Origin of the sequence: [Clostridium] cellulosi (assembly GCF_036762875.1) — a bacterium.
GTDB classification, from domain to species: Bacteria; Bacillota; Clostridia; order Oscillospirales; family Ethanoligenentaceae; genus Ruminiclostridium_D; species Ruminiclostridium_D cellulosi.
In genome coordinates this window covers 72,784-99,736 of the sequence record NZ_JBAIZF010000002.1, presented here as the reverse complement: position 1 = coordinate 99,736, position 26,953 = coordinate 72,784, and the positions used below count along the sequence as shown (strand labels likewise).

At 42.2% G+C, this 26,953-nt stretch carries 24 protein-coding genes and 1 pseudogene; 7 read left to right on the top strand and 18 right to left on the bottom strand.

Going from position 1 to position 26,953, the window contains the following annotated elements; translation table 11 throughout:
- Window positions 1-247: 247 nt before the first annotated feature.
- Window positions 248-1,333, bottom strand: coding sequence for a GH25 family lysozyme (locus V6C21_RS00590; protein ID WP_479268067.1), 1,086 nt, complete (start codon window positions 1,331-1,333; stop codon window positions 248-250).
- A 114-nt stretch (window positions 1,334-1,447) separates the two neighbouring features.
- Window positions 1,448-2,986 carry an alpha-amylase family glycosyl hydrolase gene (locus tag V6C21_RS00585; RefSeq protein ID WP_479268066.1) on the bottom strand — a complete coding sequence of 513 codons (1,539 nt, stop codon included), beginning with the start codon at window positions 2,984-2,986 and terminating at the stop codon, window positions 1,448-1,450.
- A gap of 128 nt (window positions 2,987-3,114) precedes the next feature.
- Here V6C21_RS00585 and V6C21_RS00580 point away from each other — a divergent pair, with 128 nt between their 5' ends.
- The 6 genes from V6C21_RS00580 to V6C21_RS00555 all read left to right on the top strand — a co-directional run bounded on the left by V6C21_RS00580 (window position 3,115) and on the right by V6C21_RS00555 (window position 9,550).
- The gene (locus V6C21_RS00580) at window positions 3,115-4,008 is read left to right on the top strand and encodes a helix-turn-helix domain-containing protein (protein WP_479268065.1); all 894 of its coding nucleotides are present in this window, start codon (window positions 3,115-3,117) and stop codon (window positions 4,006-4,008) included.
- Window positions 4,009-4,217: 209 nt separating this feature from the next.
- Window positions 4,218-5,228: a LacI family DNA-binding transcriptional regulator gene (locus V6C21_RS00575; protein ID WP_479268064.1), complete on the top strand. Its 1,011-nt coding sequence runs from the start codon at window positions 4,218-4,220 to the stop codon at window positions 5,226-5,228.
- A gap of 78 nt (window positions 5,229-5,306) precedes the next feature.
- Entirely contained in the window at window positions 5,307-6,590 is a 1,284-nt protein-coding gene (locus V6C21_RS00570; RefSeq protein ID WP_479268063.1) for an ABC transporter substrate-binding protein, read from the top strand.
- A 67-nt stretch (window positions 6,591-6,657) separates the two neighbouring features.
- A complete protein-coding gene (locus V6C21_RS00565; RefSeq protein ID WP_479268062.1) occupies window positions 6,658-7,530 on the top strand; it encodes a carbohydrate ABC transporter permease in 873 nt (290 codons plus the stop codon).
- Complete coding sequence (locus V6C21_RS00560; protein WP_045085381.1) at window positions 7,527-8,387, top strand: carbohydrate ABC transporter permease; 861 nt, start codon at window positions 7,527-7,529, stop codon at window positions 8,385-8,387. The genes V6C21_RS00565 and V6C21_RS00560 overlap by 4 nt, the downstream gene beginning before the upstream one ends.
- A gap of 74 nt (window positions 8,388-8,461) precedes the next feature.
- Window positions 8,462-9,550, top strand: coding sequence for a glycoside hydrolase family 15 protein (locus tag V6C21_RS00555; RefSeq protein ID WP_479268061.1), 1,089 nt, complete (start codon window positions 8,462-8,464; stop codon window positions 9,548-9,550).
- A gap of 415 nt (window positions 9,551-9,965) precedes the next feature.
- Here the strand turns inward: V6C21_RS00555 and V6C21_RS00550 are convergent, their stop codons facing one another.
- The 11 genes from V6C21_RS00550 to V6C21_RS00500 form a co-directional block, all read right to left on the bottom strand.
- Window positions 9,966-10,703: a tryptophan synthase subunit alpha gene (locus tag V6C21_RS00550; RefSeq protein ID WP_479268060.1), complete on the bottom strand. Its 738-nt coding sequence runs from the start codon at window positions 10,701-10,703 to the stop codon at window positions 9,966-9,968.
- A gap of 35 nt (window positions 10,704-10,738) precedes the next feature.
- Window positions 10,739-11,887 (bottom strand): iron-containing alcohol dehydrogenase, encoded by a 1,149-nt coding sequence (locus tag V6C21_RS00545; RefSeq protein ID WP_034839150.1) that lies wholly within the window; start codon window positions 11,885-11,887, stop codon window positions 10,739-10,741.
- 33 nt (window positions 11,888-11,920) lie between these two features.
- A complete protein-coding gene (locus tag V6C21_RS00540; RefSeq protein WP_045085379.1) occupies window positions 11,921-12,697 on the bottom strand; it encodes a BtpA family protein in 777 nt (258 codons plus the stop codon).
- Between the two features lie 101 nt (window positions 12,698-12,798).
- Entirely contained in the window at window positions 12,799-13,548 is a 750-nt protein-coding gene (locus V6C21_RS00535) for a nucleoside phosphorylase (RefSeq protein ID WP_479268059.1), read from the bottom strand.
- 68 nt (window positions 13,549-13,616) lie between these two features.
- Window positions 13,617-14,570, bottom strand: a complete 954-nt coding sequence (locus V6C21_RS00530) for a PfkB family carbohydrate kinase (RefSeq protein WP_051492439.1) — start codon at window positions 14,568-14,570, stop codon at window positions 13,617-13,619.
- On the bottom strand, window positions 14,567-15,133 hold the full coding sequence (locus tag V6C21_RS00525; protein WP_084228703.1) for a cysteine hydrolase family protein: 567 nt from the start codon (window positions 15,131-15,133) through the stop codon (window positions 14,567-14,569). Before V6C21_RS00525 ends, V6C21_RS00530 begins: the two co-directional genes overlap by 4 nt.
- The gene (locus V6C21_RS00520; protein ID WP_479268058.1) at window positions 15,126-16,043 is read right to left on the bottom strand and encodes an ABC transporter permease; all 918 of its coding nucleotides are present in this window, start codon (window positions 16,041-16,043) and stop codon (window positions 15,126-15,128) included. Before V6C21_RS00520 ends, V6C21_RS00525 begins: the two co-directional genes overlap by 8 nt.
- Complete coding sequence (locus V6C21_RS00515; RefSeq protein WP_479268057.1) at window positions 16,044-17,141, bottom strand: ABC transporter permease; 1,098 nt, start codon at window positions 17,139-17,141, stop codon at window positions 16,044-16,046.
- 26 nt (window positions 17,142-17,167) lie between these two features.
- Entirely contained in the window at window positions 17,168-18,718 is a 1,551-nt protein-coding gene (locus tag V6C21_RS00510) for an ABC transporter ATP-binding protein (RefSeq protein ID WP_034839139.1), read from the bottom strand.
- A 46-nt stretch (window positions 18,719-18,764) separates the two neighbouring features.
- Window positions 18,765-19,964: a BMP family lipoprotein gene (locus V6C21_RS00505; protein WP_479268056.1), complete on the bottom strand. Its 1,200-nt coding sequence runs from the start codon at window positions 19,962-19,964 to the stop codon at window positions 18,765-18,767.
- 173 nt (window positions 19,965-20,137) lie between these two features.
- Window positions 20,138-20,863, bottom strand: a complete 726-nt coding sequence (locus V6C21_RS00500) for a GntR family transcriptional regulator (RefSeq protein WP_034839134.1) — start codon at window positions 20,861-20,863, stop codon at window positions 20,138-20,140.
- A 290-nt stretch (window positions 20,864-21,153) separates the two neighbouring features.
- Here V6C21_RS00500 and V6C21_RS00495 point away from each other — a divergent pair.
- Window positions 21,154-21,895 (top strand): annotated as a pseudogene (locus tag V6C21_RS00495) (AAA family ATPase).
- Window positions 21,896-22,414: 519 nt separating this feature from the next.
- On the opposite strand, the gene V6C21_RS00490 reads toward V6C21_RS00495, so the two are convergent.
- From V6C21_RS00490 to V6C21_RS00470, 5 genes are all read right to left on the bottom strand, one after another.
- Window positions 22,415-23,482, bottom strand: a complete 1,068-nt coding sequence (locus V6C21_RS00490; protein WP_034839132.1) for an ATP-binding cassette domain-containing protein — start codon at window positions 23,480-23,482, stop codon at window positions 22,415-22,417.
- Window positions 23,483-23,580: 98 nt separating this feature from the next.
- Window positions 23,581-23,817, bottom strand: a complete 237-nt coding sequence (locus V6C21_RS00485) for a hypothetical protein (protein ID WP_034839129.1) — start codon at window positions 23,815-23,817, stop codon at window positions 23,581-23,583.
- A 49-nt stretch (window positions 23,818-23,866) separates the two neighbouring features.
- The gene (locus tag V6C21_RS00480; protein ID WP_479268055.1) at window positions 23,867-24,682 is read right to left on the bottom strand and encodes an ABC transporter permease; all 816 of its coding nucleotides are present in this window, start codon (window positions 24,680-24,682) and stop codon (window positions 23,867-23,869) included.
- Window positions 24,682-25,485, bottom strand: a complete 804-nt coding sequence (locus V6C21_RS00475; RefSeq protein ID WP_479268054.1) for an ABC transporter permease — start codon at window positions 25,483-25,485, stop codon at window positions 24,682-24,684. Before V6C21_RS00475 ends, V6C21_RS00480 begins: the two co-directional genes overlap by 1 nt.
- Window positions 25,486-25,637: 152 nt before the next feature.
- Window positions 25,638-26,720 carry an ABC transporter substrate-binding protein gene (locus V6C21_RS00470; protein ID WP_045085374.1) on the bottom strand — a complete coding sequence of 361 codons (1,083 nt, stop codon included), beginning with the start codon at window positions 26,718-26,720 and terminating at the stop codon, window positions 25,638-25,640.
- Window positions 26,721-26,953 lie beyond the last annotated feature (233 nt).

The following is a 26,953-nucleotide window of genomic DNA, read 5'->3' as shown; positions in this document are numbered from 1 at the left end:
CTTGGTTTGTGATCTGGCAATATATTTTGTAACCGTAGACAAATTTTTCATCTCCAAAAAGGTTATCATACTATTTAAAATATGAATGACCGCCAAAGTTTGTCCCAGATATTCGCCATTTTTTGACAAAGGCAAATTGAAACCAATATAGTAATCGTATAAAAATATCCCCGTTGGCTTTGTCTGCCGGCGGGGATTTAATTTATAGTCATAACTTGCACGGTATATTTAAATAACCTGCGGACTGCTAAAATTTAAATCCGTCTTTATAATCCACATAGCCGAACTTTGTTTCCATGCCCTTTTTAGTATTATAGAGAAGCGCATATCTTTTACCAGCGGGATAGAGCGGCGTCGCTTTTTCATACGGGAATATGGTTCCTATCCTATCGTTTCCTGACGGGCTGCCGTAAACCGGTTCATTTGTACTGCCGTTGTGCCACTTATAGTGCCACCGATTGCGAAGCAGATTTTGCAAATTACGAATCCAGCCATGTACCCAGCATGATTTTGCAGGATACAGGACTTCCGCAAGCTGAGTATCATAATTTACGCTGAGGATTATTATTCGGTCACCCTTATATACCTGTCTTCCTTTCACTACTTTCCCATCAGCAGTGCGTACGTCAAAATTAGCGCCGGCTGTTGAATTCCATTCGCAGGGCAAAGATGAGGCTGGCACCTCATAAACATTATTGCGGGAAGATGAATCTGCGAAAGTTTTTACTGCTGTTGGCTTTGCGGCTGGGGCATTATTAATCAATATGTCAGTTGTAAACTCGTCAAGGTCATAGGGTTTATTTGTGTATTGAAATCCTGCCCACTTATCCCATATGCCATTATCACCAGGGGTATTGACGCCGTAATGCGCAACCCACAGCGGTAGGCGTTTAATCTCCGGGGTGAAATGCTGCTTTATAAAGTATGTGTTTGAATAAACACAGCAAGGAATACCGGTTTTCGCCTTAAAATTGTCGGCAAACTGCAATATCTGCGCGGTTACTTGCTGAGGCGTGCCGCCATGATAACCGTCGTCCTCTATGTCAATAGCAAACAGGCAATCAAGCTGTTTCCCCTGCAGAACAGAAGCCGCATTATCAACCTGCGGCTGCACAGAATAGCTCCCTCCGACATGAAAGAAATGATATGCGCCGATTTTCTTGCCGGCGGCTCTGCATTTGGCATAAAGGTCATTAAATGCCGGGTCTTTAGTGTGTTGCCCTTCGCTTGCTTTCAAATAAACTACAGTGCCTGGTGTGGATTTTACGTCGATACCGGATTGATAATGTGATAGGTCACAGCCTTGCATGTTATTTGGGTTCCTGCTTTGCATATATTTATTCCCTCCTATTAAATAATATGAAAAAAGCGCCCCATATGGGACGCTTTTGTATGCTGCCAAGATGTAATTTAATTAGCTTTCCGCCATTTATTGTGATAACTAATGTTACTTGCGGAAAACACTGGCTGACTGCGCAGGCACGACAAGAGTGTTTCCATCCTGCCGTACAGCGCTGTTCAACTGATAGATACAGGTGCCCAGCGTTTGAGCGTATTCCACGCGCTTTTCTTCCGCCGATGGATTGATGATTACCAGCAAGTTCTCATCGCCAGAGGAGCGCAAGTACATCAGTGGATAGCCGGCATGGACAAACTCGATTTCACCGAAGTTTTGCAGTGCAGGATGAGCCTGGCGCAAAGCAATCAGCCTCTGCACCTCGCTTCTAAGGGAAGTCGGGTCTGCCATCTGATCGGCGGCAGTGGGACGGTCGGCTGCTGGATCCAGTGGGATGTAGAGCTTTTCCGCTGGAGCTGTCGAAAAGCCAGCGTTAGTGCTATTATCCCACTGCATTGGAGAACGGGAACCGGTACGCCTGTATCCGCCCTCCACAGAATGCAAGCCTTCCACATAGCGCATACCGATTTCATCGCCATAGTAGATGTATGGTGCACCGGGCATAGTCAGCAGGAAGGCAAATGCCACTTTCAGCTCATCGCCATGCAGTGTCCTCGCAAGGCGGTCTATGTCGTGGTTACCAGAAGGAATGCAGATTAGACCCTTGTTCTTGGTTTTGTTATGATACTCCACATATTTATCTACGAAGGCAGTCACATCGCCCTTGCCACGGCTGGAGAAATACGGTTCTTCGCAGCGGAACAGATCATTGTAATGGGATGGGCCAGATTGAAACAGGAAATCCATGTGGAAGCCGCCTTCCAGCGCTTTGTCCGGCTCCCCCCATTCAGATATTATCGCCGCCTCTGGAAACTCCTTGTCGAGAAATGCACGTACCTTCTGCCAAAGGGCGATGGTTCCCTTTCCGTCTTTGTCGTTCTTTACCAAAGAACCTGCCATGTCAACTCTAAACCCATCGCAGCCGCGAGAAAGCCAGAAACGCATCACGTCCATCATCGCTTCCAGGGTCTTGCGGGGGCCTTCTGCATCTATGGGCTGCTGCCATGGACGCTCGGGGTTAAAGAAGCCATAGTTCAGCGCCGGCTGATGGGTAAAGAAATTCACCAAACAGGAGCCGTCCCTTTCAGAGATACCGCGCAGTGAGCCATATCCTGCGGCCTCCTCCCAAACGCTGTCCGTCCATACATAGCGATCGGTGTATTCATTCCGTTCCGCCTTCATGGAAGCCTTGAACCACGGATGATTCCACGACGTGTGTCCCGGAACCAAATCGAGTAATATGTGCATCCCGCGCTTATGTACTTCGTCAAACAGTTGGATCAGGTCGTCATTGGTACCATAGCGGGGTGCAGCCTTATAATAGTCGGCTATATCATAGCCAGCGTCGAGAAAGGGAGACTCAAAGCAAGGATTCATCCAAATAGCGTTGCAACCCAGATCTTTGATGTAATCCAGCTTGCTTATAATGCCTTGAAAATCGCCAATGCCGTCGCCGTTGCTGTCACAGAAAGACTGGGGGTAAATTTGATAAAAGATGGCGTTATCCAGCCATGCAGGATGTCTGCTCATAATATTTTCCTCCTAATTAGCAGAGTTGTATATTAACTTTATGTATGATAGAATACTCCTGAAAATACATTGATTCTAATACAATATCACAGAATTATGATACTATACTACGATATGGAGAAATAATTATGGAAAAGGCAGATATAAAAGAAAAACGGCAGCACGCAACAGGATGGATACCCTATAGCTACTACGCCAGCGCCATTCCGGATTACTTTGCCAATGTGCCTTTGCACTGGCATGAAGAATTTGAGATAAACTATGTCCTGCATGGGCAGGGCGAGTTTCTCTGTGGTGAGGAACGGTTTATTGCAAAGGACGGTGACATTGTTATAGCCACACCGGGCCTGCTCCATGCTATGTTTCACTGCGAAAAAACCGCTGTGCGCTATGAAACGGTCGTTTTCAGTGCTGACATGCTGGGGATAGAAACACAGGATAGATGCAACGCTACATACATATATCCTCTTGTAAATGGCACATTCGGCATCACTCCGCACATTACGCCTGATACGCCACATTATTCCGAACTGCGTACCTGCGTATCCACAATCATTGATTGTGCCAAAGCAAATAATCCGATGGCAGATCTTTTGATGAAAAGTGCGCTTATGCGTTTTTTCTACATGCTTTGGAATGGCGGCAGCGTCACCGTACGGGACAAGGAGAGTAGATTGAGTGAGATGCTGCGCCCGGCACTGCAATACATCAGCGATCATCTAACAGAAGCACTCACCATTGAGCAGCTGGCCAAAAGTGCTCACATGAGTGAGAGCTACTTCATGGAACAGTTCAAGCATTTAGCCGGTATGAGCGCAATTGCCTATGTGAACCAACTGCGCATCCGCAGAATCTGCGAGCTGCTGCGCACTACCACGCTTACTATTTCCCAAATCGCCTTCGACAGTGGCTTTCGTAATCTTTCCAACTTCAACCGGCAGTTTAGGCGAATGATGGGTTGTACTCCGCAAGAATACCGCAAATTTAATTCAGGCATACAAGAATCTATTGAACCTAAGTAATGGCTGCCTTCTCACCGCTTAAGAGACATAAGAATATTTGCTAAAATGCGTATCCCTAATCAATATCTGGCATATCGTTTAGATATCTTTTACCTATAAAATATACTGGTACAAAATTTATAAAAATTTTTATCATATTTTATTGACAATATATAAAATGGTTGCTATAATTAACGTAAACGATTACTAAAGGATGAATTTTATCAATTATGCACAATGATTTGACATTAAAAGACATAGCTAAAATAGCAAATGTATCAGTAGCAACTGTATCAAGGGTACTTAATAATTTAGGTGGATATTCTGAAGAAACTCGGAAAAAAGTATTAAAGGTTATTGACGAGTACGGTTACCGGCGCAATGCAGCAGCCCGTAATTTAAAGACGAAAAAATCTAACACAGTCGCTGTTTTGCTGCCGCAGGTAGAAACAACCTATTACATAACTATTCTCAATGGAATTGGGGATGCTGCCCAGCAAAATGGATATAGCGTTTTAGTATGCCATGTTGGCGCTTCCGGAAGCCGGACTAAAGAGTATATGAATGTACTTGGCGAACAAAGGGTTGACGGAATAATTGGGTGCAGCCTTCCTCCGAATGAAGAAATAGATTCACTGATGGCAAATTCATATATACCAAGCGTTCTTGTTTCAACTCTTTCATATAACTATACCATTCCGTATGTTAAAGTAGATGACTATAAAGCTGAATATGAAGCTACTAACTATTTAATAAAAAAAGGACATAGAAATATAGCTTTTTTATCTGGCCCAATATCTGATGTTGTCGCAGGTATGCCCCGCCTTCAAGGTTACAAACAAGCACTTGAGGATAATCACATCCCGTTTAGAGAGGAATTGGTAGCCTACACATCATTCAGCTTCGAAACTGGAATCCGTGCTTTTAAAGAAATTCTGAGCAGAAACGTTGATTTTACTGCTGTTGTTGCATGTTGTGATGACGTTGCAGCTGCAACCTTATCTGTGGGATATAAGCAAGGTCTGACAGTACCTCATGATTTTTCAGTCATTGGATTTGATAACACGAGAATATCAGAAATGACTGTTCCGCCGCTTACAACCATTGCGCAGCCATTATATGAAATGGGCACAATTGCTTTTAACATGCTTTTGTATGAAATCGAAACCGGCGTTAAACCTAAGAGCCAAATTATTCCTTTTGAAATTGTGGAAAGGCAATCAGTAAAAAAATTAAGATAAGAGTTATTTTTTCTTACTTACGTAAACGTTTACGTTAAACGTTTAACATATTATTTATAATAATTTAGGAGGATTTCTATGAAAAAAACTAAAACCACACTGGCGGCATTGCTTAGCCTGGCTTTGATTGGTTCAACTTTTGCCGGATGTTCCAACAGTGCTAGCAACAAGGAAAATTCGTCAGGCGCTTCCGGCGGCACAGTCAAACTTGAACTCTTTTCCACAAAAGCCGAAAACCTCGATATTCTGAAAACCCTTGTCAGTACATATGAGAAGAACAATCCCAATGTAAAAATCACAATCACAGCACCTGGTTCCAGTGCCGGTACGGCTCTTAAAACACGCCTTACAAAGAATGATCTTCCTGACATTATCGCTATGGGCGGAGATGCAACTTACACAGAAGTTGAGAGCGCAGGCGTTCTGGAAGACTTGAGCAATGAACCTTTTGCTGCAAACATACAGGATGCTTATAAGCAAATGGTTTATGATGTGCAGGAAAATAGGGAAGAAACACTGTATGGTGTACCATATGCGACCAATGCATCGGGAATACTTTATAATGAAGACATCTTCAATAAATACAACATTAGTGTTCCTAAAACATGGGATGAGCTGATATCTGTCTGCAAAACACTTCAGAGCAAAGGAGTTCAGCCATTCATGTTTACTTTCAAAGATGCTTGGACCAGCCTTTGCCCGTGGAACAGCATGGCGCCTGACCTTTCTCCTGAAAACTTCCTGACCGAAAGGCTTGAAGGAAAAACCACATTTGCTGCCACTCATAAAGAAATTGCCCAAAAATATCTTGAGTTATTGAAATACGGCCAAAAAGATATGTTAGGTACAACATACACAGACGGCAATAAGCTTTTTGCAGAGGGCAAGGCCGCTATGATGATTAACGGTAACTGGACAATCCCAGAGTTCAAGAAAACCAATCCAAACTTTAATGTTAACCTTTTTGCACTTCCTGCATCCAACGATACTTCGAAAAACTATGTAACATCCGGTGTTGATGTACTTTTTGCAATATCAAAGAGTGCATCCAATATTGATGCCGCTAAGAAATTCCTCGAATATATGATGGAACCTGATACTGCGCAGAAATACATAGACAATCAGTTTGCATTTTCGGCAATAAAAGGTGTCACACAGAACGATAAATCAGTTGCAGGTGTCAAAGAAGACATTGCTAACGGAAAAGTCGCAAACTTCCCGGATCATTACTATCCTTCTGGTTTCGACCTCGCCTCTATTACCCAGAATTTTGCGAAAAACGCTCAAGCTGGCATGGATGAGACCAAAAATATAAATGACTTCCTTGCCAAATGCGATAAAGAGTACGACGCTGCGAAATAAGAGTGAGTAAATAACTGCCGGAACAACCCGATTGTTCCGGCAGACCTATCATGGAGATGAAGCGTAAATGAGTAAAAGGCGAAATATAAACCTCGCATTTTATATAATGACAATCCCAATGGCTATTCTGTTTTTTTCATTTCATACAGTCCCATTTTTACAAGGCGTCTTCTATAGCTTTACTAACTGGAAAGGTTATGGGCGTTGGAAATTTGTCGGATTCAGCAATTATATTCACATTTTCAAAGATTCCGATGTAGGCAACGCATATCTTTTCACATTCTTTTTTGCCACTCTCGCAACAATTCTTGTAAATGTTTTAAGTTTGCTCATCGCACTATGCCTGAATGCAAATATAAAATTCAAAAACGGATTGAAAGCCATATTCTTCCTTCCGTACATGCTGGGTAATGTAATCATCGGGTTTATTTTCAATTTTATTTTTGCAAACCTGCTTCCGCCAATAGGAAAATCACTTGGCATTCCAGCTCTCAGCGTCAATATTTTAGGAACAGACAATGCGTGGATTGGGGTATTGTTCGTTACTGTGTGGCAGTCCCTCGCCTTTAATACCCTTATTTATTTATCAGGACTGCAAACGGTCAATCAAGATTTGTATGAAGCGGCCGATTTGGACGGCGCTTCCTCCTGGAAACGTTTTTCAAGCATTACATTCCCCCTTATTGCTCCTTTCTTCACTATTAATATGGTGCTTTGCATAAAAAGCTTTTTAATGGTCTTTGACCAGATAATGGTAATGACAAACGGCGGCCCGGGTAGCGCAACAACGAGTATTTCAGTTCTCATATACAAGCGCGGTTTCCAAGGCGCTCAGTTTGCTTATCAATCTGCAGATGCAGTGCTGCTGTTTGTCATAGTCGCAGTCTTGTCATTCCTGCAGCTTTTTGTACTCCAAAAGAGGGAGGATAAAGTATTATGACCGACAGTTCATATCTCCTCATTAATACAAAAGCGAAAGAAAAAGTTTCATGGCCAATAACTATATTTTTGATTGTTATTGCGATTATTTTTATCTTCTTCCCGCTATATTTAACGGTTGTCATTGCGTTAAAAGATCCAAGTGACATGGTCAACGTTTGTGCTCTTCCAAAAAAGATTAAGTTTCAGAATTTTGTTGACGCTTGGAACATCACAGAATATCCGAGAAAATTCGCAAATACTTTCCTTATAACTGTACTGGCTCTGATACTTACAATAATAACAAACTCAATGGTTGGGTTTGCAATAGGAAGAAACCAAAAAAAGAGCCGCCTTTTTAATTTCTTATACTACTACTTTATCAGCGCACTGTTTATACCGTTTAATGTAATTATGCTCCCTCTTGTAAAAGAAGCAAGTGCTGTTCATATTGACAACATCTTAGGCATTACGTTTTTGTATATTGTTTTCGGCCTGCCAATGAACACATTGCTGTATACGGGATACATTAAAAGCATTCCAAAAGAACTGGATGAAGCAGCAACTATTGACGGCGCAAATACGTGGCAGCTATTCTTTAAAGTCATTTTCCCAACAATGGGGCCAATAAACGCCACAGTTGTTATTTTAACAGTAATGTGGACCTGGAACGACTTTCTTATGCCGCTTGTTTTGCTCAGTAAACCGGAACAGCAAACACTGCAGCTTTCACAATATGTGTTCCAGGGACAGTTCTCGACTAATTACAATCTCGCGTTTGCTTCTTATCTAATGGTATTGCTGCCTGTTCTAATCGTCTATGTTTTTTGTCAGAAATGGATTACTGCCGGGATTACAAACGGCGCGATAAAACAATAAACAGTTGGCCCTAATAAGGCGGGCAGGCAATTAAATCTTAGGATAAGAAATTATCCTTTTTGAAGGTGAACAACTTGAATTTATTAAGCGAAAGCATTAACGTTATCTTAGAAAACCAATCCGATTCCGGCTCATTTATTGCATGTCCAAATTTCAGGACTTATAATTTTTGCTGGATAAGAGATGGAAGTTTTATTGCAAATTCAATGGATGTGGTTGGTAAATATGATTCTGCTGAGAAATTCTTTTCCTGGGTTGATCGGGTAATTACAACTTGTGAACCTAAAATTGAAAATCTAAAGAATTCGCTGAATGAAGGAAAGAAAATCGATAAAAACTGCGTTTTCAATGCCAGATTCACATTGGACGGCAAAGAAGAAAAAGGTTCAAAATGGGGTAATTTTCAGTTAGATGCATATGGAACTTGGCTTTGGGCGTTAGCAGAACATATTGAATATACCAGAAATACTGAACTGCTTAATAAGTTCAGAAAAAGTATTGATCTTACCATTCAGTATATTGATAATTTATGGTATTATCCCAATTTTGATATTTGGGAAGAAAACAGTGATAAGATTCATACATCTACACTCGCTTGCCTTTACGGCGGTTTAAATGCAATCGAAAAGTTAATAAGCAGTGGAGAAATACGAACATTGAAAAACCGCATTCGTTCGTACATACTGACCAACTGCGTTAAGAATTCCAAATTTGTAAAATATGTTGGTTCTGAAGATGTCGACGCAAGCCTGCTCTGGCTGGGCGTTCCATTTAAAGTAGTTGACTTGAATGACCAGATATACAAGAATACCGTTCATAGTATTGAACAAGAGCTTTTGTGCGGCGGTGGCGTACACCGGTACAAAAAAGATACATATTACGGCGGCGGAGAATGGATTCTGCTGTCATGCTTCCTTGGATGGTACTATGTGTTAACAGGAAACATTGAAAAAGCAAAGTCTATTTTGAATTGGGTTGAAGGTACGGCTGACAAAAACGGACATTTGCCTGAGCAAGATTGCTCACATATGCTTGATCCAAACTATTATGATCACTGGGTAAAGCTATGGGGTAAGCCGGCTTCGCCTCTGCTTTGGTCACACGCAATGTATATCATTCTGCTAAAAGAAATCGAAAAGGCTGAACAAGCTCAATTATCTTGACAAGGAAAAGAAATAATATCTGTTATCCATCCGACCACATTTAAAATTGTTAATACTCCCCTTCTTTATACATCATACACAAAGAAAGCCCGTTGAAAAACGGGCTTTCTTTGTGCACGCGCGGGCTTAAAATAGTTCTTCTATATTCAGCTTCGGTTTTAGATATCAGTCTTTTACCTTCTTGCAAAAAAACTGCAATCATTTCCCGCTACTATCACGAATACTTAGTACTTCCCTCTCCGTTTTATAGCGACTCACAGAGAAACATAAGATAATATCGCTCTATATATTAAAATGCAAACAAATATTACACTAATTTAAACATAAAAGCATCCCCGCTGTCCGTGAAACAGCGGGGATTTTTTGAAACTATCTATACCATGTACCGGGATTCATGTTTAATTACATAAAACATTTAAATTTCTGCGCTATCCCTTGCGTCTTTAAGGCTCTTGACATACTCCTCGAGCTGTTTAATATCTCCGGTTTTCTTTAATAGCGCACTTCCGATAAAGCAGCCTTCCGCTTTCGCTTCTGCAACCATTTTTACATCATCAGGTGTGCTGATACCTACACCGGCGTATATCGGATTTTTTATTCCCTTGTCTCTTAAATACTTTACGCATTGAGCAAGAGTTTCACAGCCGGGGCGGACGTTTCCGTCGGGCTTTGCCTGAAGATAAATGAAAGCATTGGAATTGCGGGCGCTTTCAATTTCATTGTCTGGAAGCCCATAAGTGATATAGCATGAGACATTGAAGCCATTCGAAATAAGGGTATCCTTTACGGATTCGTCTTCGCTGCCTACAAGAATGATATCTTTTATGCCGCTCTTGCTGGCACGCTCAATAAACTTGTCGACACCCACGTAATCACGTATGATGTGATCATACATAAGCAGTATTACAGGAGTATCGGCGTGCCTTTTGAGAAGCTCGTCAACAGCGTCGAAAACTGCGTCTGCGTCTTTGAAGTTGTTATAAGCGCATTTCAGAGTATTTCCGATATATTCATTATCTAAATAAGGGTTATCGCAGGGAAAACCGATTTCTATTATATCTATGCCGCTCTTGACGTATGAATCAGCAATCTCCATGCTTCTCTCAACGTCAGGGTAACCTATCGAAAAATAACCTATAAGTTTTGTTTTCACGTTTACACCTCTTATTCAAAAGATAGCAGGACTATTTATTCGCCGTAGTAAACTTTCTTGACAAGTTCTTTCATGGTCGGATGGTCAGGAATAATCGGTGACGTCTTAGTGCAGCCGTCTGCTATTGACTTCTCACTTACAAGATCAAGATATTTTTCAAACTTTTCGTCATCGTTGATTACATCTTTCATACGAGGCGGAATGTTAAGCCGCTTTTGAAGTGAGCAAATCGCATCATAAAGATTCTCTGCGCCTAATTTTTCTGCAATCACATCATATTTTGCCTTTGCGGCTTCGCAATCAAAATTGAATTTCACAATATAGGGAAGCACAATGGCGTTTGCCAGGCCATGCGTTACACCGAAAACTGCACCAAATGAATGGGCTATGCTATGTACTATACCCAATGAGCAGTTTGTAAAAGCAAGTCCTGCTACCATTGAATAAGTGAGCATCTTCTCACGGTAGAGCAGGTTATCCCCATGTTCGTACGCAAGGGGCAGATACTTCAATATTTCAAGAACTGCTTTTTCAGAAAGAGTATCAGTGAGGTCATTCGCACGCCTTGAAACATAGGCTTCAAGTGCATGTGTGAGGGCATCAAACCCCGTCTCTGCTGTAAGTTTTGGCGGCATTGTTGCAGTAAGCTTTGGCTCAAGAAGAGCTACGTCAGGCATCATTTCCATATCGCCGATACCTTGTTTGATATTTCTCGTCTTGTCGCTTATTACAATAGACCGGCTGACCTCACTGGCGGTTCCGCTTGTTGTCGGAATAGATACCATAATAGCCTTGTTTCTCAGCTTTGGTATTTTGTTCGGAGGTGTAATATCCTCAAGGGTTTTCAGCTCCGGATGTTCGTAAAATACCCACATCGCCTTTGCGGCGTCCATCGCTGAGCCGCCGCCGACACCAATAATAATGTCGGGCTGAAACTCATTCATAAGTTCTGCACCCTTAAGCACACTCTGAATGCTTGGTTCAGGCTCAACACCATCAAATGAAGTGCTTTCTATCCCAGCCTTTGCGAGCTTAGATGTGATAAGGTCGAGTGTTCCGTTCTTCTTAAGGAAATCGCCGTTCATAACAATAAATGCTCTTTTGCCCTGCATGGTCTCAAGATAATCAAGAGCACCCTCGCCAAAAACAAGTTTATCACCGGCGAGTTTCATAGGTCTCATCATAATTAAAAGTCCCCTTTTATCTTCAATTATTCCTTATTTCAAGCTATCAACAAGTTCACGCACTTTCGCGCCGTCAATTTTGCCGTCGGTCTTTAAACTTGAACCGACTATGGCAGCGTCAGCAATTGAAAGCTGTGACTTTGCATTTTGTGCATTAAGTCCACTTCCTATGATTACCGGGCACTTTACTGCGGCCTTAACGCGCTTGACTGTCTCAATCGGAGTTTCAGAGCCTGTTGCAAGGCCGGTAACAATTATTGCATCCGCGCCTGAAGACTGTGCAACCTGTGCGGACTCTACAATATCGACATCCTTGATAAGCATATGTGTATGCTTCACCTGAACATCAGCAAAAATCTTGACATTCTCGGCACCTATGCTTTTTCTGTAAGGAACCGCATAGCTGCAGCAGGGTTCGATTATGCCTGCAAAGCATACTACAGTATCGACAAAGACCGCAAGTCGGACAAAATCAGCCATTGCGGCTTTTGCCCCGGCAAGTGCCGCCTTATAATCGCAGAAAGCAGCGTCTATACCGACAGGCAAGTTAGTTTCGTGTTTGATAACCGCCGTAACGGCCGCAAGCGCTGTTGCCTGCTCAATGGTCAACGTCTTTCCATAAGGGGCATCACTGAAATTTTCTACCATCAGCATTTTGATGCCGTTTTCTTTGAGCGTTTTCGCATCTTCAAGGGCACGATTATAAACTTTCTCCATGTCGCCGTCAAATCCGGCACTCCCCGGAAGCGGCAGCAAGTGCACCATGCCAATTAGATTATTGCCTTCTTGGAACATTACAGCATTTGACATCAATACTATCCTCTTTTCTTATCTAGATTTTTTAGAAAGCTATGATTTGTCCTTTCGAAAGTGTTAGCGTTATGCCTGTTTTTCGGTTCAGATAAACTGATTTATCTATTATCGTTTGCGAAGGAATACAGCCCTTCAATGACAACGGTTATAAGTTTTTCTTCCGCCGCAATACGGTCGTCGTCTTTGAGCATGCCTTTGCGCCCTTCGAGGATTGTTGTTACTGTTACAGAGCAGGCCTTGATATTCATTAAAGAACCGAGTGTGAGTATAAGGCTTGTCTCCATGTCTAAGCCGACAACATTGTATTTCTTAAGTTCTGATATCGTTCCGTCTATATCTTTCTGCATCTGCTCGGAAAGCTTTGAACTCTTCATCTCGCTGTAATAGCCATCCATGCTGCATATGATACCATTCGTGTATACGCCGTTTTGTTTCTTTACCGCAGCGTTCATATATGATACAAGCTCTATATCCGCAGCAGCAGGATAACCTTTTTCCACATATGTAGAACTTGTGGACTCACGGCGAATAGCAGCCCGCGGAATGATAAAACCGCCGAGATTATCAATGAGTCCCATAACTGTTCCAAGCCTTACGGCAACTTTCATGCCACATTCATACATTTCCTCCATTGCGATTGCAGCAGACGGGGCGCCGATGCCGGTAGAGGTTACAGTTACGGGCATGCCTTTATAATTGCCGGTATATGTCTCAAATTCACGGTTACATGCGATATTTTTCACATTAGAAAGATGACTGCAAACTTTCTTTACTCTGCCAGGGTCACCTGAAAAGATGACATAATCAGCTATATCTCCTGGTGCAGCTTTTAGGTACAATGTTTTCATAACTATTCTCCCTCAATTGCAGTAGCAACATTATTCATAAAATTTGTAACAGCAATGTGCAGTCGCAATTAGTATTCTTCATTATAAACAGCCTTATAGCGTGCTTTGACTTCATCCATAGTCTTCATATTGGTAAGGCAGCCCTTCTTTTCAACAATAAATGAAGACGTTATTGTCCCGAGCTTTCCGCAGGTCCAGACATCCTTGCCATCCATATAAGCTTTTACAAATCCCGCTATATAAGCGTCGCCTACTCCTGCGGTATCCACCGGTTTTCCGACATCCTGTATCGGTATAGTTTTCATTTTGAAGCTTTCGCCATCTTTTACATAAACATCGCTTCCCCTTCTCCCCTTTGTAACAACAAGTATTTCAGCGGCATGTGATTTAAAGCAGTCAGTAATATCGTCAAGATTAAACGTAGTTTCTATCTTATTTTTCTCAAACTCGTTCATCATGATGATTTTGCAGTGGTGAATCAATTCTTTAAGAAAATCCTTTGGAAATGCGCTTGTGTCCCATTTCATACTAAGCAAAACCGGCACGTCATTTTTTATGCACTTATTCATGAAGTCCCTGTTGTAATCAGCATTTCCGACAGTGATTATTCCGAGCTTGGAGCGTCTAACAATATCTTCATCTATAGAATACGGATACTTTGAGTCCATGGCCCCAGGGTAGAACAGGGTAACATGATCGCCGTTGGGGTTGCTGATAAGATAAGCGCATGACGTATAATCTTCCTCTATAACCTTGACACCGCTCACATCGACATTATTGCTCTCCAAAAATTTCTTGAAGCCGCTGCTTTCAAAATTTTTGCCGACTTTCATTAAAACGGCGCTTCTAAGTCCCATACGCCCGCAGAATGCAGCAATATTTACATTGCATCCTCCGAAAAAGCACTCGTCTGTATAATCTTTTATGATTGATGTTGTGCCTACCGCAATGTCGTTTTCACATTCAATAAGCGTATCCATGCTTGGATATCCGCACGCGGTAATATCTATATCTTTAATCACAGAATTCCACCTTCAAACTTTTCAAACAGCTCGTCCATCGTTACTACATGTCCGAGGTACTTGTTAATATCCTCAAGGTGTACTCGATTTACCGTCTCATCATTTGTTGCCACACATTCAGACACCACATATACTTCATAGTTGAGATAATACGCATCTGTCACCGTTGCCCGTATGCAACAGTTAGTCTTTGTGCCAACAACAATTACATTCTTTACACCATTTTCACGAAGGACCAAGTCAAGGTCTGTTCCAAAGAAACTGCTGTAACGCCGCTTCTTTATCACATAGTCTTTAACAGGGTCAACCTTAAGGGACGGGTCTATTTCGTCGCCGCCTGTACCCTCAATACAGTTTACACGCATTGTCTGCAAATTCTTATCATACTTGTCTTTCCTATAGCTGTTTCTTATAAAGATTATGAGGGCACCGTATTCGCGGCACTTGGCGAGTACCTTCTGGATATTTGGAAGTATTGCCTGATTCTGAGGATAAAAGACCTTTCCGTCAGGTGACGTAAAGTCCCTAACCATATCTACAATAATTAATGCGGTCTTAGCCAATGTTAAAACTCCTTGTCTTTTTATGTTTAATTTCAGTTGCGGAAACTACTGCAAGTACAATAACCATTGTAAGATATGGGACAGCGTCTAAGAGCCCAGATATACCACCAGCATAAATACTCAGACTGGTTGAAAGGGCCTGCGCCAATCCGAAAATCATAGCAAAAAGTGTTGACTTGACAGGTTTTCCTTTACCGCAATAGAAGGCAGCCAGTGCAATAAATCCGCGTCCCGCTGTCATATTATTTGTATAAAGCCCCATTCTCTCTACCGAAAGATTCGCTCCGGCAAGGGCGCACAGCACAGCACCGATTATAATTGCTGCATACTTAATCGCACCTACTTTCATGCCTACTGACTTTGCCGAATCTTCATTTTCACCTACAACCCTGATGTAAAGCCCTAACTTCGTTTTATAGAGTATAACGTATACGGCAATTACCAGCAGAACTGCAATGTATGTAAGTGCAGGGTGCCCACTTAGTATATTGCTGACTATTGGTATATCTTTAATGAGGGGTATGTTTATTTTTAATCTATTGACATCAACTATTGCGCTGAGATTGAGGTTTGCTTCCTGCATATATTGGAGCACAAATGCGCTGAGGGCTGACACAAGGATGTTGATGCCAAAACCGGTAATGATGAAGTTACTCTTCAAATTTACGCTGAGGTATGAAAAGATAAGCCCGAGAATACAAGTCGCAACTACGCCAATGGCCATACCAGCAACAATGCTTCCTGTCATCAGAGTAAAGAGCGCGCCTGAAAAAGCCCCCATCAGCATCATGCCTTCAAGGCCGATGTTAAGTACATTGGCGTTGTATGAAAACAATCCACCGAGTGTGCACAGCACAATAGGCGTGCTGTAATACACTGTGTCATACAGGATACTTCCGAGTAAATTCATTTACTTCGCCGCCTTTCTCTGCAGGGCATTATTCTTCGTTTGGAATTTAGCTTTGATTTTATCGGTAATATGAAACTTCATATCAACTAACTGGAAGGATACAAAGAGTATGATAATACCTTGAACGACCCCAACTATATTCTTTGGTACATTCGTAAACATATCTACATAATCGCTTCCAGTTTGAAGCGCAGCGAAGAATATGGCAGCGATAAGTATGCCTATCGGATTCTTGCGTCCGACAAGCGCTATGAGCATGCCTGTCCATCCGAGCCCCGGATTTCCTGAAAAGTCGAGTGTGTACCTGTATTTCTCACTCATCATGTAGCCTGCGCCGGCAAGTCCGCTTAGCGCGCCACTTATAAGCATAATGATTATGATTTTTTGGCGTACATTCATACCGGCCGCTTCAGAAAATTCTGAATTAAATCCCATTGCCGTTATTTCGTATCCAAGTTTAGACTTCTTAAAGACAAAGTACATTATTATAAACACTGCTATCGCTATGAAGAAGAACGATGTAAGGTTGGAATCGAAAAGCTTTTGAAACATCGCGCTGTTATTAATTGTATAAGTCGAGACATATCCTGAACTTGGGTCCTTGAAAACGCCCTCTGCAAGGTACTGCAGCACGATTACCAAAGCATAGTTGAGCATGAGTGTAACAACCATCTCATCAACATTCAGATATGCCTTGAGCAGCGCAGGAATAATTGTGAAAACCACACCAGCCACGACACCTACTGCCAAGCAAAGTGTGATATGAGCGACCGGTGACAGCCCGGTAATTGAAAATCCGACCACTGCGGCAAAAAAGCCGCCAAGCACAGCCGAACCTTCGACTGCCATATTGTATACATTTGCTTTAAATGTGACTGCAATTGCAAGTGCCGTAAGTATAAGCGGTGAAGCAAAATGCAGGGTTTTCAGTATTCCGTCATAGCTGAAGAGGGATTGCTGTATCATAACACCGTAGGTCGTAAGCGGGTCTTCACCTATGGCAGCAATAACTATTCCACCGACTATAAATGCGGCAATTATGGGAATTATTGTACTTAAAACATTTTTTACGATGGCAATCCGTTTACTCTTATCCATAATATACCCTCGATTGCTTGTTTGAATTATTTTGCTGAGGCGGTTATGCCTGCCATCAACAAACCTATTTCACGGCTATCTGCGCCTTTGCCCGGTACTTCTCCGATTATTCTGCCTTTATACATAACCAGAATCCTATCGCTGAGCCCCATTACCTCGCTCAGCTCACTTGAAACAATAAGCACCGCTTTGTTCGCCATACTGAGTTCAAGAATTTTGTTATGTATAAACTCAATTGAACCTACGTCGACGCCTCGGGTCGGCTGGCTTGCAATAAGCACCTTTGGGTCAGAGTCGAATTCTCTTGCTATGATAATCTTCTGTGCATTTCCTCCGGAAAGTTCTGAAACATATCCGTTCTTGTCTCCAACCCTTATGTCGTACTTCTCAATTAGCCTGTCCATGTTTTGGCTGATAGCTTTGCTGTTCATTATCCCCATTTGACAGAACTTCCGGCTCATATGATAGCCTGCTATGAGGTTTTCAGAGATTCTCATTTGCCTGCAAAGCCCCTGAGCATACCTGTCTTCAGGTATCATAGCTATACCGGACTCACGCAGCTGCCTCGGCCAAAGGTTAGTGACGTCTTTATCATAGAGTTTGACCGACCCTTCCGTACATTCCATAAGGCCCGTCAGCACACTCACAAGCTCACTCTGGCCATTTCCCTCAACCCCGGCAATCCCGAGTACTTCGCCTTCACGGATTTCAAAGTTTATATCATCGAGTACCTTATCGCCTGAAGAATTTTCAGCGGACAGATGCTCTACCCTATAAGCTACTTTATTCTTACTGACATCGTTATACTTTTTATTTACCCTCAAAAGGACCTTTCGTCCAACCATCATGTCAGCAAGCTGTTCTGGATTCGTTTCCGATGTAGGCATTTCACCGATTACCTTGCCGCGCTTTATAACGATAACTTCATCGCTGACATCCATGACTTCCTGTAACTTATGCGTTATTAGTATTACGGTTTTGCCTTGGCTTTTCAGTTTCCTCAAACTTTCAAGGAACTGTTCTACTTCCTGAGGTGTTAAAACAGCAGTAGGTTCATCAAAAATTAAGATATTGACATTCCGGTACAGCATTTTGAGGATTTCAACCCTCTGCTTTGCACCGATTGAAATCTTTGCTACAACATCATCTGGGGAAAGCGCAAACTTGTAATGGTCAATTAACTCCTGAACCTTGCGCTTCTCCTCTTTCGCATTTATGATAGGGGTTTTTAAACTTAACTTACCGAGCTTAAGTTTTTTATTTTCTTCTATTCCAAGCATGATGTTCTCAAAAACTGTGAGGCTGGGCACCAGCTTAAAATGCTGGTGCACCATACCCAATCCACAGTTTATCGCATCAAGAGGTGAAGAAAAATGAACCTTTTTCCCTTTTATATAGATTTCCCCGCTTGTCGGTTGCTCAAGGCCATAGAACATGTTCATGAGCGTGCTTTTGCCTGCCCCATTTTCTCCGACAATAGCCGTGATTAAGCCCTGCTTAATCTTAATGTTGATATTGTCATTCGCCAAACATCTGCCGTAATTCTTTGTCAAATTGACTGTTTCGATTATGTTCATAATATTCCCCTCAATACGATACGGCTGCCGCCTTAATAGACAGATATTATTCGTTAGGCATTACAACATTTTTAAGCGAGCTCTTGTCAAATTTTTCGCCTGCTTGTGCATTGACAACCTTAATTTCACCAGAGCTAATCTTCGCTTTAACATCATTAAGCTCGTCAAGGATTTTATTCCATGTCTCTTTGTCGGTAACCTTTGAAGCAATTGTGCTCAGGTCGGTAATGCCAGTAGCGCCGCTTCCGAGGTCATAAGTCAGAACTTTTCCGCCTTCTTCTGAAAGCTTGCCTTCGTTATAATACTTGGAGATTTCGACAACTGGTACTTCAGTGTTCTTAATAACACTGGTAAGAATATAGCCTGGCTGGTTCGAATCCTTGTTCGCGTCAACCTCGATAGAAAGTTTCTTAACTTCTTTTGCCTTTGAGTCAATACCATCGCAGACTGAACCCGCACAACCATAGATTATGTTTGCGCCGTTGGAGAAGAAGGTGTTAGCCAATGTTGAGCCGGCTGCTGAATCGGTGAAACCAGCGTCATAGTTGGTGTAGATAGTGTATTTCTTGCCAAGCTTCTGTGCTTCATAGTTTACGCCTGATGCAAATCCATAGCCGAATACTGTTATACCGTTTGATTTTGAGCCGCCGATAAAGCCGAGTTTATTGCCGGCATCACCTTTCGTGAATGAATAGTCTGAGGAGCTGAAAAGTTTGTCAGCGTTTTCATTTACAAGTACGCTGAGCGCACCGGCAAGGAATGATGACTCGTTAACGTTAAACATTACAGAGATAACATTTTTGTGAAGCACATTGCCGGACGAATCAACGTTCGGGTTGTCGTTGAAAACGACAAAGGTTGTGTCAGGATACTGTTCAGCGATCGGCTTTTTGCCGCCCACGCCTTTAATCAGCGCATCGAAATTGTACTCAAGGCTGAAAATTAGCTTATAACCCGCTTTTGCGAGCGTCTCAAGGCTGCCGGGAATATCAGTTGATTCTACAACCTTGTAGTTGATGCCCATTTCTTCCTTAACTTTCTTAAGGCCATTGATTGCAGACTCGTTGTAGCCGTTATCATTGGCTCCCGCTGCTGAACAAACAAGGGCAATCGCTTGCTTGCTTGATTTCGCTGTCGATGCTGATGAGGTTCCTGATGATGTTCCTGCTTTACCACATCCAGCCAAAACCGACATAACCATAACTGTTGATAACGCCAAACAAACTAACTTTTTAATCCTTTTCATTTTTTCCCCTCCAAAGAGAAAATCTTATTATTAAAGCCCGTGTGGCTTCAAATGCTGGAAAGAAACTTAGTGTTTGCCTTAGTGTATATTTGAAAAACAGTAGTTGTCGTTCACATGTTGTCGGTTTAGGCTTTTTGCACCTAATTTGGATCGCAGGCTCATCATTTAACTTATTATCTTGCCTGCTTAATAAAGAACTTCATCTTATCTGAGCGATAAAAACTTTTGAAAGTCTCGATAGGACGTTCAGCACCATTTACCCTGCCGAATGTTATTCCTCTGAACAACAAGACTGGAGCATTTTCTTTCATGTTGAGATAGTCAGACACCTCATTCTGCACGGTTACAGCCTCTAAAGTGCGTTCAGCCGTCAGAATTTTGACCGCATAATGCTTCTCCATGACGTCGTAAACTGATTCTTTTTCCCAATCAAATTTCTCGATATCAGGGAAAATCTTGTATGGAAGATATATGGTCGTATAGTTCAGCGGCTCTCCGTCAGCATAGTAAATGCGCTTCGCATAGAAAACTTTATCACCTTCTTCAAGCTGTAATCTTCTCTGACGAACTTTATCTGCTTCAATTACTCCCGACTCAATTATCTTTTTGGTCGGTTTCATACCCATTCTCTTTATTTCCTCTGTACAACTTGTGAGCTGAAATAGATCTTGGTTGAATTCATCACCTTTTACATATGTACCTTTCCCTTGCACCCGATAAAGATATCCTTCGTTTACAAGGTCATCAATAGCTTTTCTGACAGTGATACGGCTAAAACCGTATTTTTCCATTAGCTCACGTTCGCTTGGAATCATGTCATTTTCCTTGAGCTCTTCACTGTCGATCATTTCGACAATTTTCCTCTTCAGCACATAATACTTTGGCAACATTTCTAACATTATCTGACACTTCCCTTTGTAATATTGTCTATACATCATGTCGGTATGTTGTCATGACCACCTGACATTATGATAGCATGGCTTATATGTAATGTCAATAGCTTTTTTTAATTTTAGCGCTCTTTTATAATAAAATTGAACAATATTTTTATTTGCGTTATCCGCGTTAAAATAAGGAAGCGCATTAAAGTAAACATCTTGAATCATGAGATAATAGCTATTATAATTTACCATAATGATATTGTTGGGGCACTTGGTATGCTATTCATAACATATAAGGTAGATGGAACATGCCTAAAGATCTGTATATTAAAGAGATATCACTAAAGAGGGACAAGATTGAAAATTACAATCAATACCCATTCTCCCTGCCTATAATCAGGCATTTAGACACTTTAAAACTATCGAAAAACGTATCCATTATTGTTGGTGAAAACGGCAGCGGGAAATCAACTCTTTTAGAAGCTATTGCCGTAAATTTGGGATTTAACCCTGATGTGGCACTAAGAACTTTGTTTTTTCATCCTATGACACTCATTCACCACTGTTTGACTATGTGACAGTCACAAAAGGATATATGCGTCCGAAAGACGGGTTTTTCCTAAGGGCCGAAAGCTTTTATAATGTAGCAAGTTACATTGAGAAGTTGGACATGTCAACTAATGCGCCCATACCCTTCAAAGATTATTACGGCGGTTCATTGCACGAAAAATCACATGGAGAAAGCTTATATCCCTCGTGCAGAATAGATTTGGCGGAAATGTACTCTAATTTTGGATGAGCCTGAAGCTACACTTTTCCCCATCACGGCAGCTCACGCTGATGGTTTTAATAAATAATCTGGTGAAAAAGAATTTCCAGTTTATTATCGCGACTCACTCGTCTATATTGCTTGCCTTCCCTGATGCAGACATTTTTGTATTGAGTGAAGAAGGAATTTCTAAAAAGCCATATTATGAAACAGAACATTATATGCTGACAAAGCAATTTTTGAATAACCCTGAAAGAATCTTAAAAGAATTGTTTAAATAGGTGAAAGCAGCAAAAAAGCCATCGTCACAGGTTGAAAACTGCGACGATGACTTTGTATGTTATCTTATTTTGGACAAGCTATATGCGTAATATTGACAAGCCCTATTTCATAGCATATAATAAAAGCAAAGGGTAAAACCGTATAAACGGTTAGCCCAGTTTCACGGAAAAATAACCGCTTCCATTGGACCGGAGGGCGGTTATTTTTTTACGCTTTTTATGTATCCTGTAGCAACAATCAATAAAATAATTACGGCTACAATATACTCCATGCGCATCACCTCCCTTTCGGGAGAGTGACTAACCGCCCATACGTTACCCTTTGCATATGCCATTATAACAGAATTAATATATTTTTGCAATTAATTTACATAAAATTATGTGTCCTGAACCGAATTTAAAACAACCGCCTCAATAAAGGCAGCCTGCTACAAGGAACAATATATTTGAATGTATGGCTGTGGCTTCTGCTGCTAAAGCAGAAGCCACTTTTTATATCTTAAAATTATTTACCGTTCGTTATTTATCTGAAGCTTCCAGAAACACCGATATATGCTCCGGCTTGGCGCCCAGATAGACGATGTCGCCCTCGCTGAAACGTGCCGCTTCGCCGCTCATCAACACAACTTCCGCATTATCATCGCCGAGAGCGACAGAGAGTTTACACAACGCACCTGAAAATATCTTAGTGAGAATCTTGGCTTTGCACAGTCCGGGCTTTTCGGTATCCGATACAATAAAATTCTCGCCCCTTATCGCCGCTGTTGCGCGGATCCCGTCTTTTGCCCCGTACGGTTCTCCGACAGCAAAACTCCAACCTCTGCCCTGCAAGATAAAGCCGTCACTTGTCTTTTTGAGCGTTCCGCAAAGGGTGTTTGCATGCCCTAAAAAGTTCGAGGCGAAAACGCTTACAGGATTGTTGTAAAGCGTCCGCGGGTCAGCTTTTTGTTCAATCGTGCCGTTGTTCATCAGGATTATCTGGTCGGACATCGACATAGCTTCTTCCTGGTCGTGAGTGACAAAAACCGTTGTGATGCCGAGCTTTTTCTGGATATTCCTGATTTCTTCCTGCATTTCCGCCCGAATCTTGCGGTCAAGTGCAGACAGGGGTTCGTCAAGGAGCAGAATGTCCGGTTGGATGACAAGAGCGCGGGCAAGCGCTACTCTTTGCTGCTGACCGCCGGAAAGCTGTGTTACCTTTCTGTCCTCCATGCCCGACATTCTGACCAAGTTGAGGGCCCATTTGACCTTTTCTTCGATTTCTTTCTTTGGCATATGCCGGACCTTGAGGCCATAGGCGACGTTGCCAAACACCGTCATATGGGGAAACAGGGCGTAATTCTGAAATACCATGCCTAAGTTTCTCTTTTCGGTCGGCAGGTTTAATATACTGACTCCGTTTATCAGCACTTCCCCGCTGTCGGGCTGTTCGAGCCCTGTAATTATCTTAAGTATTGTCGTCTTTCCGCATCCCGACGGGCCGAGAAATGATAAGAATTCGCCGTCATTTACTTCAAACGAGATGTTATTCAGCACTTTTGTTTGGCCGAACGACTTGCTGAGCCCTCGGACTTCGAGCTTTGCCAAGCTACCACCCCAATTTCTTTTCACATCGCTTGTTTGAGCATTGTTCTGTGCCTATCATGAAACGCTTCAATGAGCAGAAAATACAGAACCCGGATTAGCTAACCCTTCTTATCATTAGCAGAAGCCTGTATGTGCCTATAACGGTTTCGGGATGACCAATATTCGCTGAAGGTTTTGCGTTTGGCGGTCTTTTTATCGGTGGCCGGACGCCCAGCAAATCCGCTGTCCGAACGAACTTTTGGATGGGACAAATGCTGCGCACGCGCAATTTTTCCCCGGAAATCCTTGCAAAACCTTACTCCATCTGCGGCAGACCGTAACAAGTTTTTCAACATTCCGTTTTGCCCCCAAAACCGTTTTGTACTCCTGTCTTGAACCGCCGGGTTAATCCACTGGCTTATTCATGTTGCTTCTTAAATTTGAAATATGACCGGCTTTGAAACCCAGCTTAGATACCAAAACGACGAGTATTACCGAAAACAGCATGATAATAGAGGCAAGCGCGTTCATGTCTGGTTTGTACCCGACGCGAACCATGTTGTAGATTTCAAGCGGCAGTGTCCTTACTCCGAACGGCGCAAGATAATACTGCACTACAAAGTTATTAAAACAGACTACAAACGCCATCAGCCCGCCGGACAGAATCGCCGGGAAGGCTTCCGGCAAAGTTATGTCTATAAGTATGCGAAGAGACCCGGCGCCAAGCGTTCGGGCAGCTTCTTCCGGCATCGTATCCGTTCCTGACATGCGTCCATAAACAACAAGAACAACATAGGGTATTACAACAGTGAGATTGCCCAAGAACATGTTGATGTAAGAGCGCCCTATGCCTACTGCATTAAACAAAATAAGCAGAGCTGTTGAGAGCACAAGCCACGGAATTATAATCGGCACGTTCAGCAGCGTTGAAAACATATTCAGCGCCTTCTTGCTCATTCCCCTCATGCCGATTGCGGCCATGACGCCTATAACTACGGCGGCTAAGGCGACTACGAATGAAAACCATATCGACAGCCATGTCGCCGACAGCAGATTGCTCTCGGTGAAAAGCAAAATATACCAGTCAAGAGTAAATTTTATCGGGAAAGTGCCGTATTCCGACTGGTTAAATGACATCAGAACAACTATTACGATAGGAATAAACAATATCGCGTAGACTATGTAGAGCCAGATGCGGCAGAAGCGGTTAAAACCTCTCATTATACTTCCCCTCCCACACGCCGGCTGAGAAATTTAAATATCAGGTTGATGATAGTCACGAGAATCAAAAGTATAATGAGAAATGCAAGCGACAATGCTGCGCCATAGCACATATTGAGAGACATGCTGAAATTGGAGTCAATAAGCGAGCCTATCATCATTCCATTCGGGCCGCCCGCAACAGCAGGCTCTACAAAACTGCCGACAGCAGGCACGAATACAAGCAGTATGCCTGTAAGCAGCCCCGGAAGCGACAGCGGGAACACTATCTTGCGCAATGTCGTAAAGGTTCCTGCGCCGAGCGTCGACGACGCGGCAAGCAGTGCGTCGTCTATCTGCTCAAACGACGAATAGAGCGACAATATCATATAGGGCAGATATTCATAAACAAGCAAAATCACCACGAAGGGCCTTGTATATACTATAGATTCTGTCGGGTCGGCGAGATGGAGAAAACCGAGAAGTGACATTAGAATGCCTTTCGACTCAAATACCACCATAATTGAATAGATGAGCAAAAGGTGTGAAGTAAAAAACGGTATTATGATGAGCATAACGCCAAAACTGCGGCGGGTGGCCTTGACCGCTTTCGCCAGCGCCCATGCCGCCGGTGCTGAAATGACAACGCAGAATACCGTCACCTCAAGCCCTATAATTATCGACTTAAGCATAAGTTTATAAAAAATAGGGCTTGTGAGCATTTCCTTATAATTAGCTGCTGAAAACGATGTCGGTATCCCCGCAGTGATATTTCCTTTTGAAAAACTGTATAGGATAAGCAGGCATATTGGAAAGATTATCATTAAAAGCAGCAATCCCTGTGAAGGCAGCGCCATCAAAGGGCTATTTAGAATTGTTTTTCTTTCTTTTTTCAAGTTAATCTGTCCTTTAATGCAAAAAAGGCCAATTACCAATCATAATGATGATAATTGGCCTTCCTAAGTTATCTCCAGTTTTAGGAAGCCTTTACTTCATCCCAGAGTTTCTGCCACTTTTCAGTGGTTTCATCGGGAAGTGACTTCTCCATTACCAAGTTTGTCGGGACTGACGGATAAACCCAAAGCGCTTTTTTCTGTTCATCGGTCATTGAATCGAACACCTTTTTGTTTGCCGGAATAGGAGGCTGGTCCTTTGGATTTGATGTGAACTTCTTCTGGAATTCAGTTGACGTCATAAAATCTATCCATTTATACGCCAGATCCTTGTTGGGCGCATTTTTAGCTATGCACCAGGTATCCAGCCAAGCGACAGTACCCTCTTCAGGATATATGTATTCAATCTTTTGGCCTTCGGCTTTAAGCTCTGTGGCTGCGCCGGACCATACGTTGCCAAGTATAACCGAGCCTGAGGTATATGCCTTTGAAAAATCATCATAGCTCGACCAGAGCAGCTTGCTGTTCTGTTTTGCCTTGATAAGCACCTCTTTGACTTTGTCGAGGTTTGGATTGTATGGATCCTTTTCTTTAAGGTACAACGCAGCAGAAAGCACTGCACAGGTATAATCATCATTAAACGCAATTTGTCCCTTGTATTTTGGATCCCACAAAACCGCAATGCTTGTAGGCTTTTCCTTAATCTTGTCCGGATTATATCCGATTGAGGTAGTACCCCATACCCACGGAATACCGTAAACTTTGCCGTTTGAGTCCCTTAAATCCTTTTGATTTCTTAAATCTTCTATAATATCATTGTAATTTTTAAGTTTCGATAAATCGATTGGCTCTGCCAAATTTTGCTTTATAACACGCTGCATATAACCGAGATTAGGGAGCATAACGTCGATTTTGCCGATGCCGCCCTGTTTGAGCATATTCAAAAGCCCGTCTTCGGAATCGTAATACTGATGTACGATTTTGCAGTTATTCGCCTTCTCGAACGTGTTGATTGCATAGGGCGTGTCTGAACCGTACCCTTTCCAATTCGCAATTACAAGCTGCCTTGTCTTTTTGCTTGTACTCGCCTTGGTGCATCCAGCGGCTGTTACACCTAAAATTAAAGTCAGTGCCAAAATTGTCGATATAATTCTGACTCTTTTCATGTCAAAACACCTCTTCTAACTGTCATTGGCTTAAGGTGAGTGAAGCGTTATAAAAGCTATAAAAGAAGCGTTGAATATTAATTTTATATTATTTAGTAAATTAACCTTGTTATATTTATTACATTATAATGTATTATTCTCTCTATGTCAACAATTTTTTACACTTTATGTTATTTATCTGATATAGTTTGCTTTTATTTTTTGTAAAAAATAGCCTTATCCTTTGTTATTTT

What these genes read in the sequence shown, in the direction of transcription:
- V6C21_RS00520 (WP_479268058.1), bottom strand. Translation starts at nt 16,043, where the DNA reads ATGAATTTACTCGGAAGTATCCTGTATGACACAGTGTATTACAGCACG.
- V6C21_RS00570 (WP_479268063.1), top strand. Translation starts at nt 5,307, where the DNA reads ATGAAAAAAACTAAAACCACACTGGCGGCATTGCTTAGCCTGGCTTTG.
- V6C21_RS00565 (WP_479268062.1), top strand. Translation starts at nt 6,658, where the DNA reads ATGAGTAAAAGGCGAAATATAAACCTCGCATTTTATATAATGACAATC.
- V6C21_RS00545 (WP_034839150.1), bottom strand. Translation starts at nt 11,887, where the DNA reads ATGATGAGACCTATGAAACTCGCCGGTGATAAACTTGTTTTTGGCGAG.
- V6C21_RS00515 (WP_479268057.1), bottom strand. Translation starts at nt 17,141, where the DNA reads ATGGATAAGAGTAAACGGATTGCCATCGTAAAAAATGTTTTAAGTACA.
- V6C21_RS00580 (WP_479268065.1), top strand. Translation starts at nt 3,115, where the DNA reads ATGGAAAAGGCAGATATAAAAGAAAAACGGCAGCACGCAACAGGATGG.
- V6C21_RS00585 (WP_479268066.1), bottom strand. Translation starts at nt 2,986, where the DNA reads ATGAGCAGACATCCTGCATGGCTGGATAACGCCATCTTTTATCAAATT.
- V6C21_RS00505 (WP_479268056.1), bottom strand. Translation starts at nt 19,964, where the DNA reads ATGAAAAGGATTAAAAAGTTAGTTTGTTTGGCGTTATCAACAGTTATG.
- V6C21_RS00500 (WP_034839134.1), bottom strand. Translation starts at nt 20,863, where the DNA reads ATGTTAGAAATGTTGCCAAAGTATTATGTGCTGAAGAGGAAAATTGTC.
- V6C21_RS00560 (WP_045085381.1), top strand. Translation starts at nt 7,527, where the DNA reads ATGACCGACAGTTCATATCTCCTCATTAATACAAAAGCGAAAGAAAAA.
- V6C21_RS00475 (WP_479268054.1), bottom strand. Translation starts at nt 25,485, where the DNA reads ATGATAATCTTTCCAATATGCCTGCTTATCCTATACAGTTTTTCAAAA.
- V6C21_RS00480 (WP_479268055.1), bottom strand. Translation starts at nt 24,682, where the DNA reads ATGAGAGGTTTTAACCGCTTCTGCCGCATCTGGCTCTACATAGTCTAC.
- V6C21_RS00540 (WP_045085379.1), bottom strand. Translation starts at nt 12,697, where the DNA reads ATGTCAAATGCTGTAATGTTCCAAGAAGGCAATAATCTAATTGGCATG.
- V6C21_RS00590 (WP_479268067.1), bottom strand. Translation starts at nt 1,333, where the DNA reads ATGCAAAGCAGGAACCCAAATAACATGCAAGGCTGTGACCTATCACAT.
- V6C21_RS00510 (WP_034839139.1), bottom strand. Translation starts at nt 18,718, where the DNA reads ATGAACATAATCGAAACAGTCAATTTGACAAAGAATTACGGCAGATGT.
- V6C21_RS00485 (WP_034839129.1), bottom strand. Translation starts at nt 23,817, where the DNA reads ATGTTGAAAAACTTGTTACGGTCTGCCGCAGATGGAGTAAGGTTTTGC.
- V6C21_RS00575 (WP_479268064.1), top strand. Translation starts at nt 4,218, where the DNA reads ATGCACAATGATTTGACATTAAAAGACATAGCTAAAATAGCAAATGTA.
- V6C21_RS00470 (WP_045085374.1), bottom strand. Translation starts at nt 26,720, where the DNA reads ATGAAAAGAGTCAGAATTATATCGACAATTTTGGCACTGACTTTAATT.
- V6C21_RS00535 (WP_479268059.1), bottom strand. Translation starts at nt 13,548, where the DNA reads ATGAAAACATTGTACCTAAAAGCTGCACCAGGAGATATAGCTGATTAT.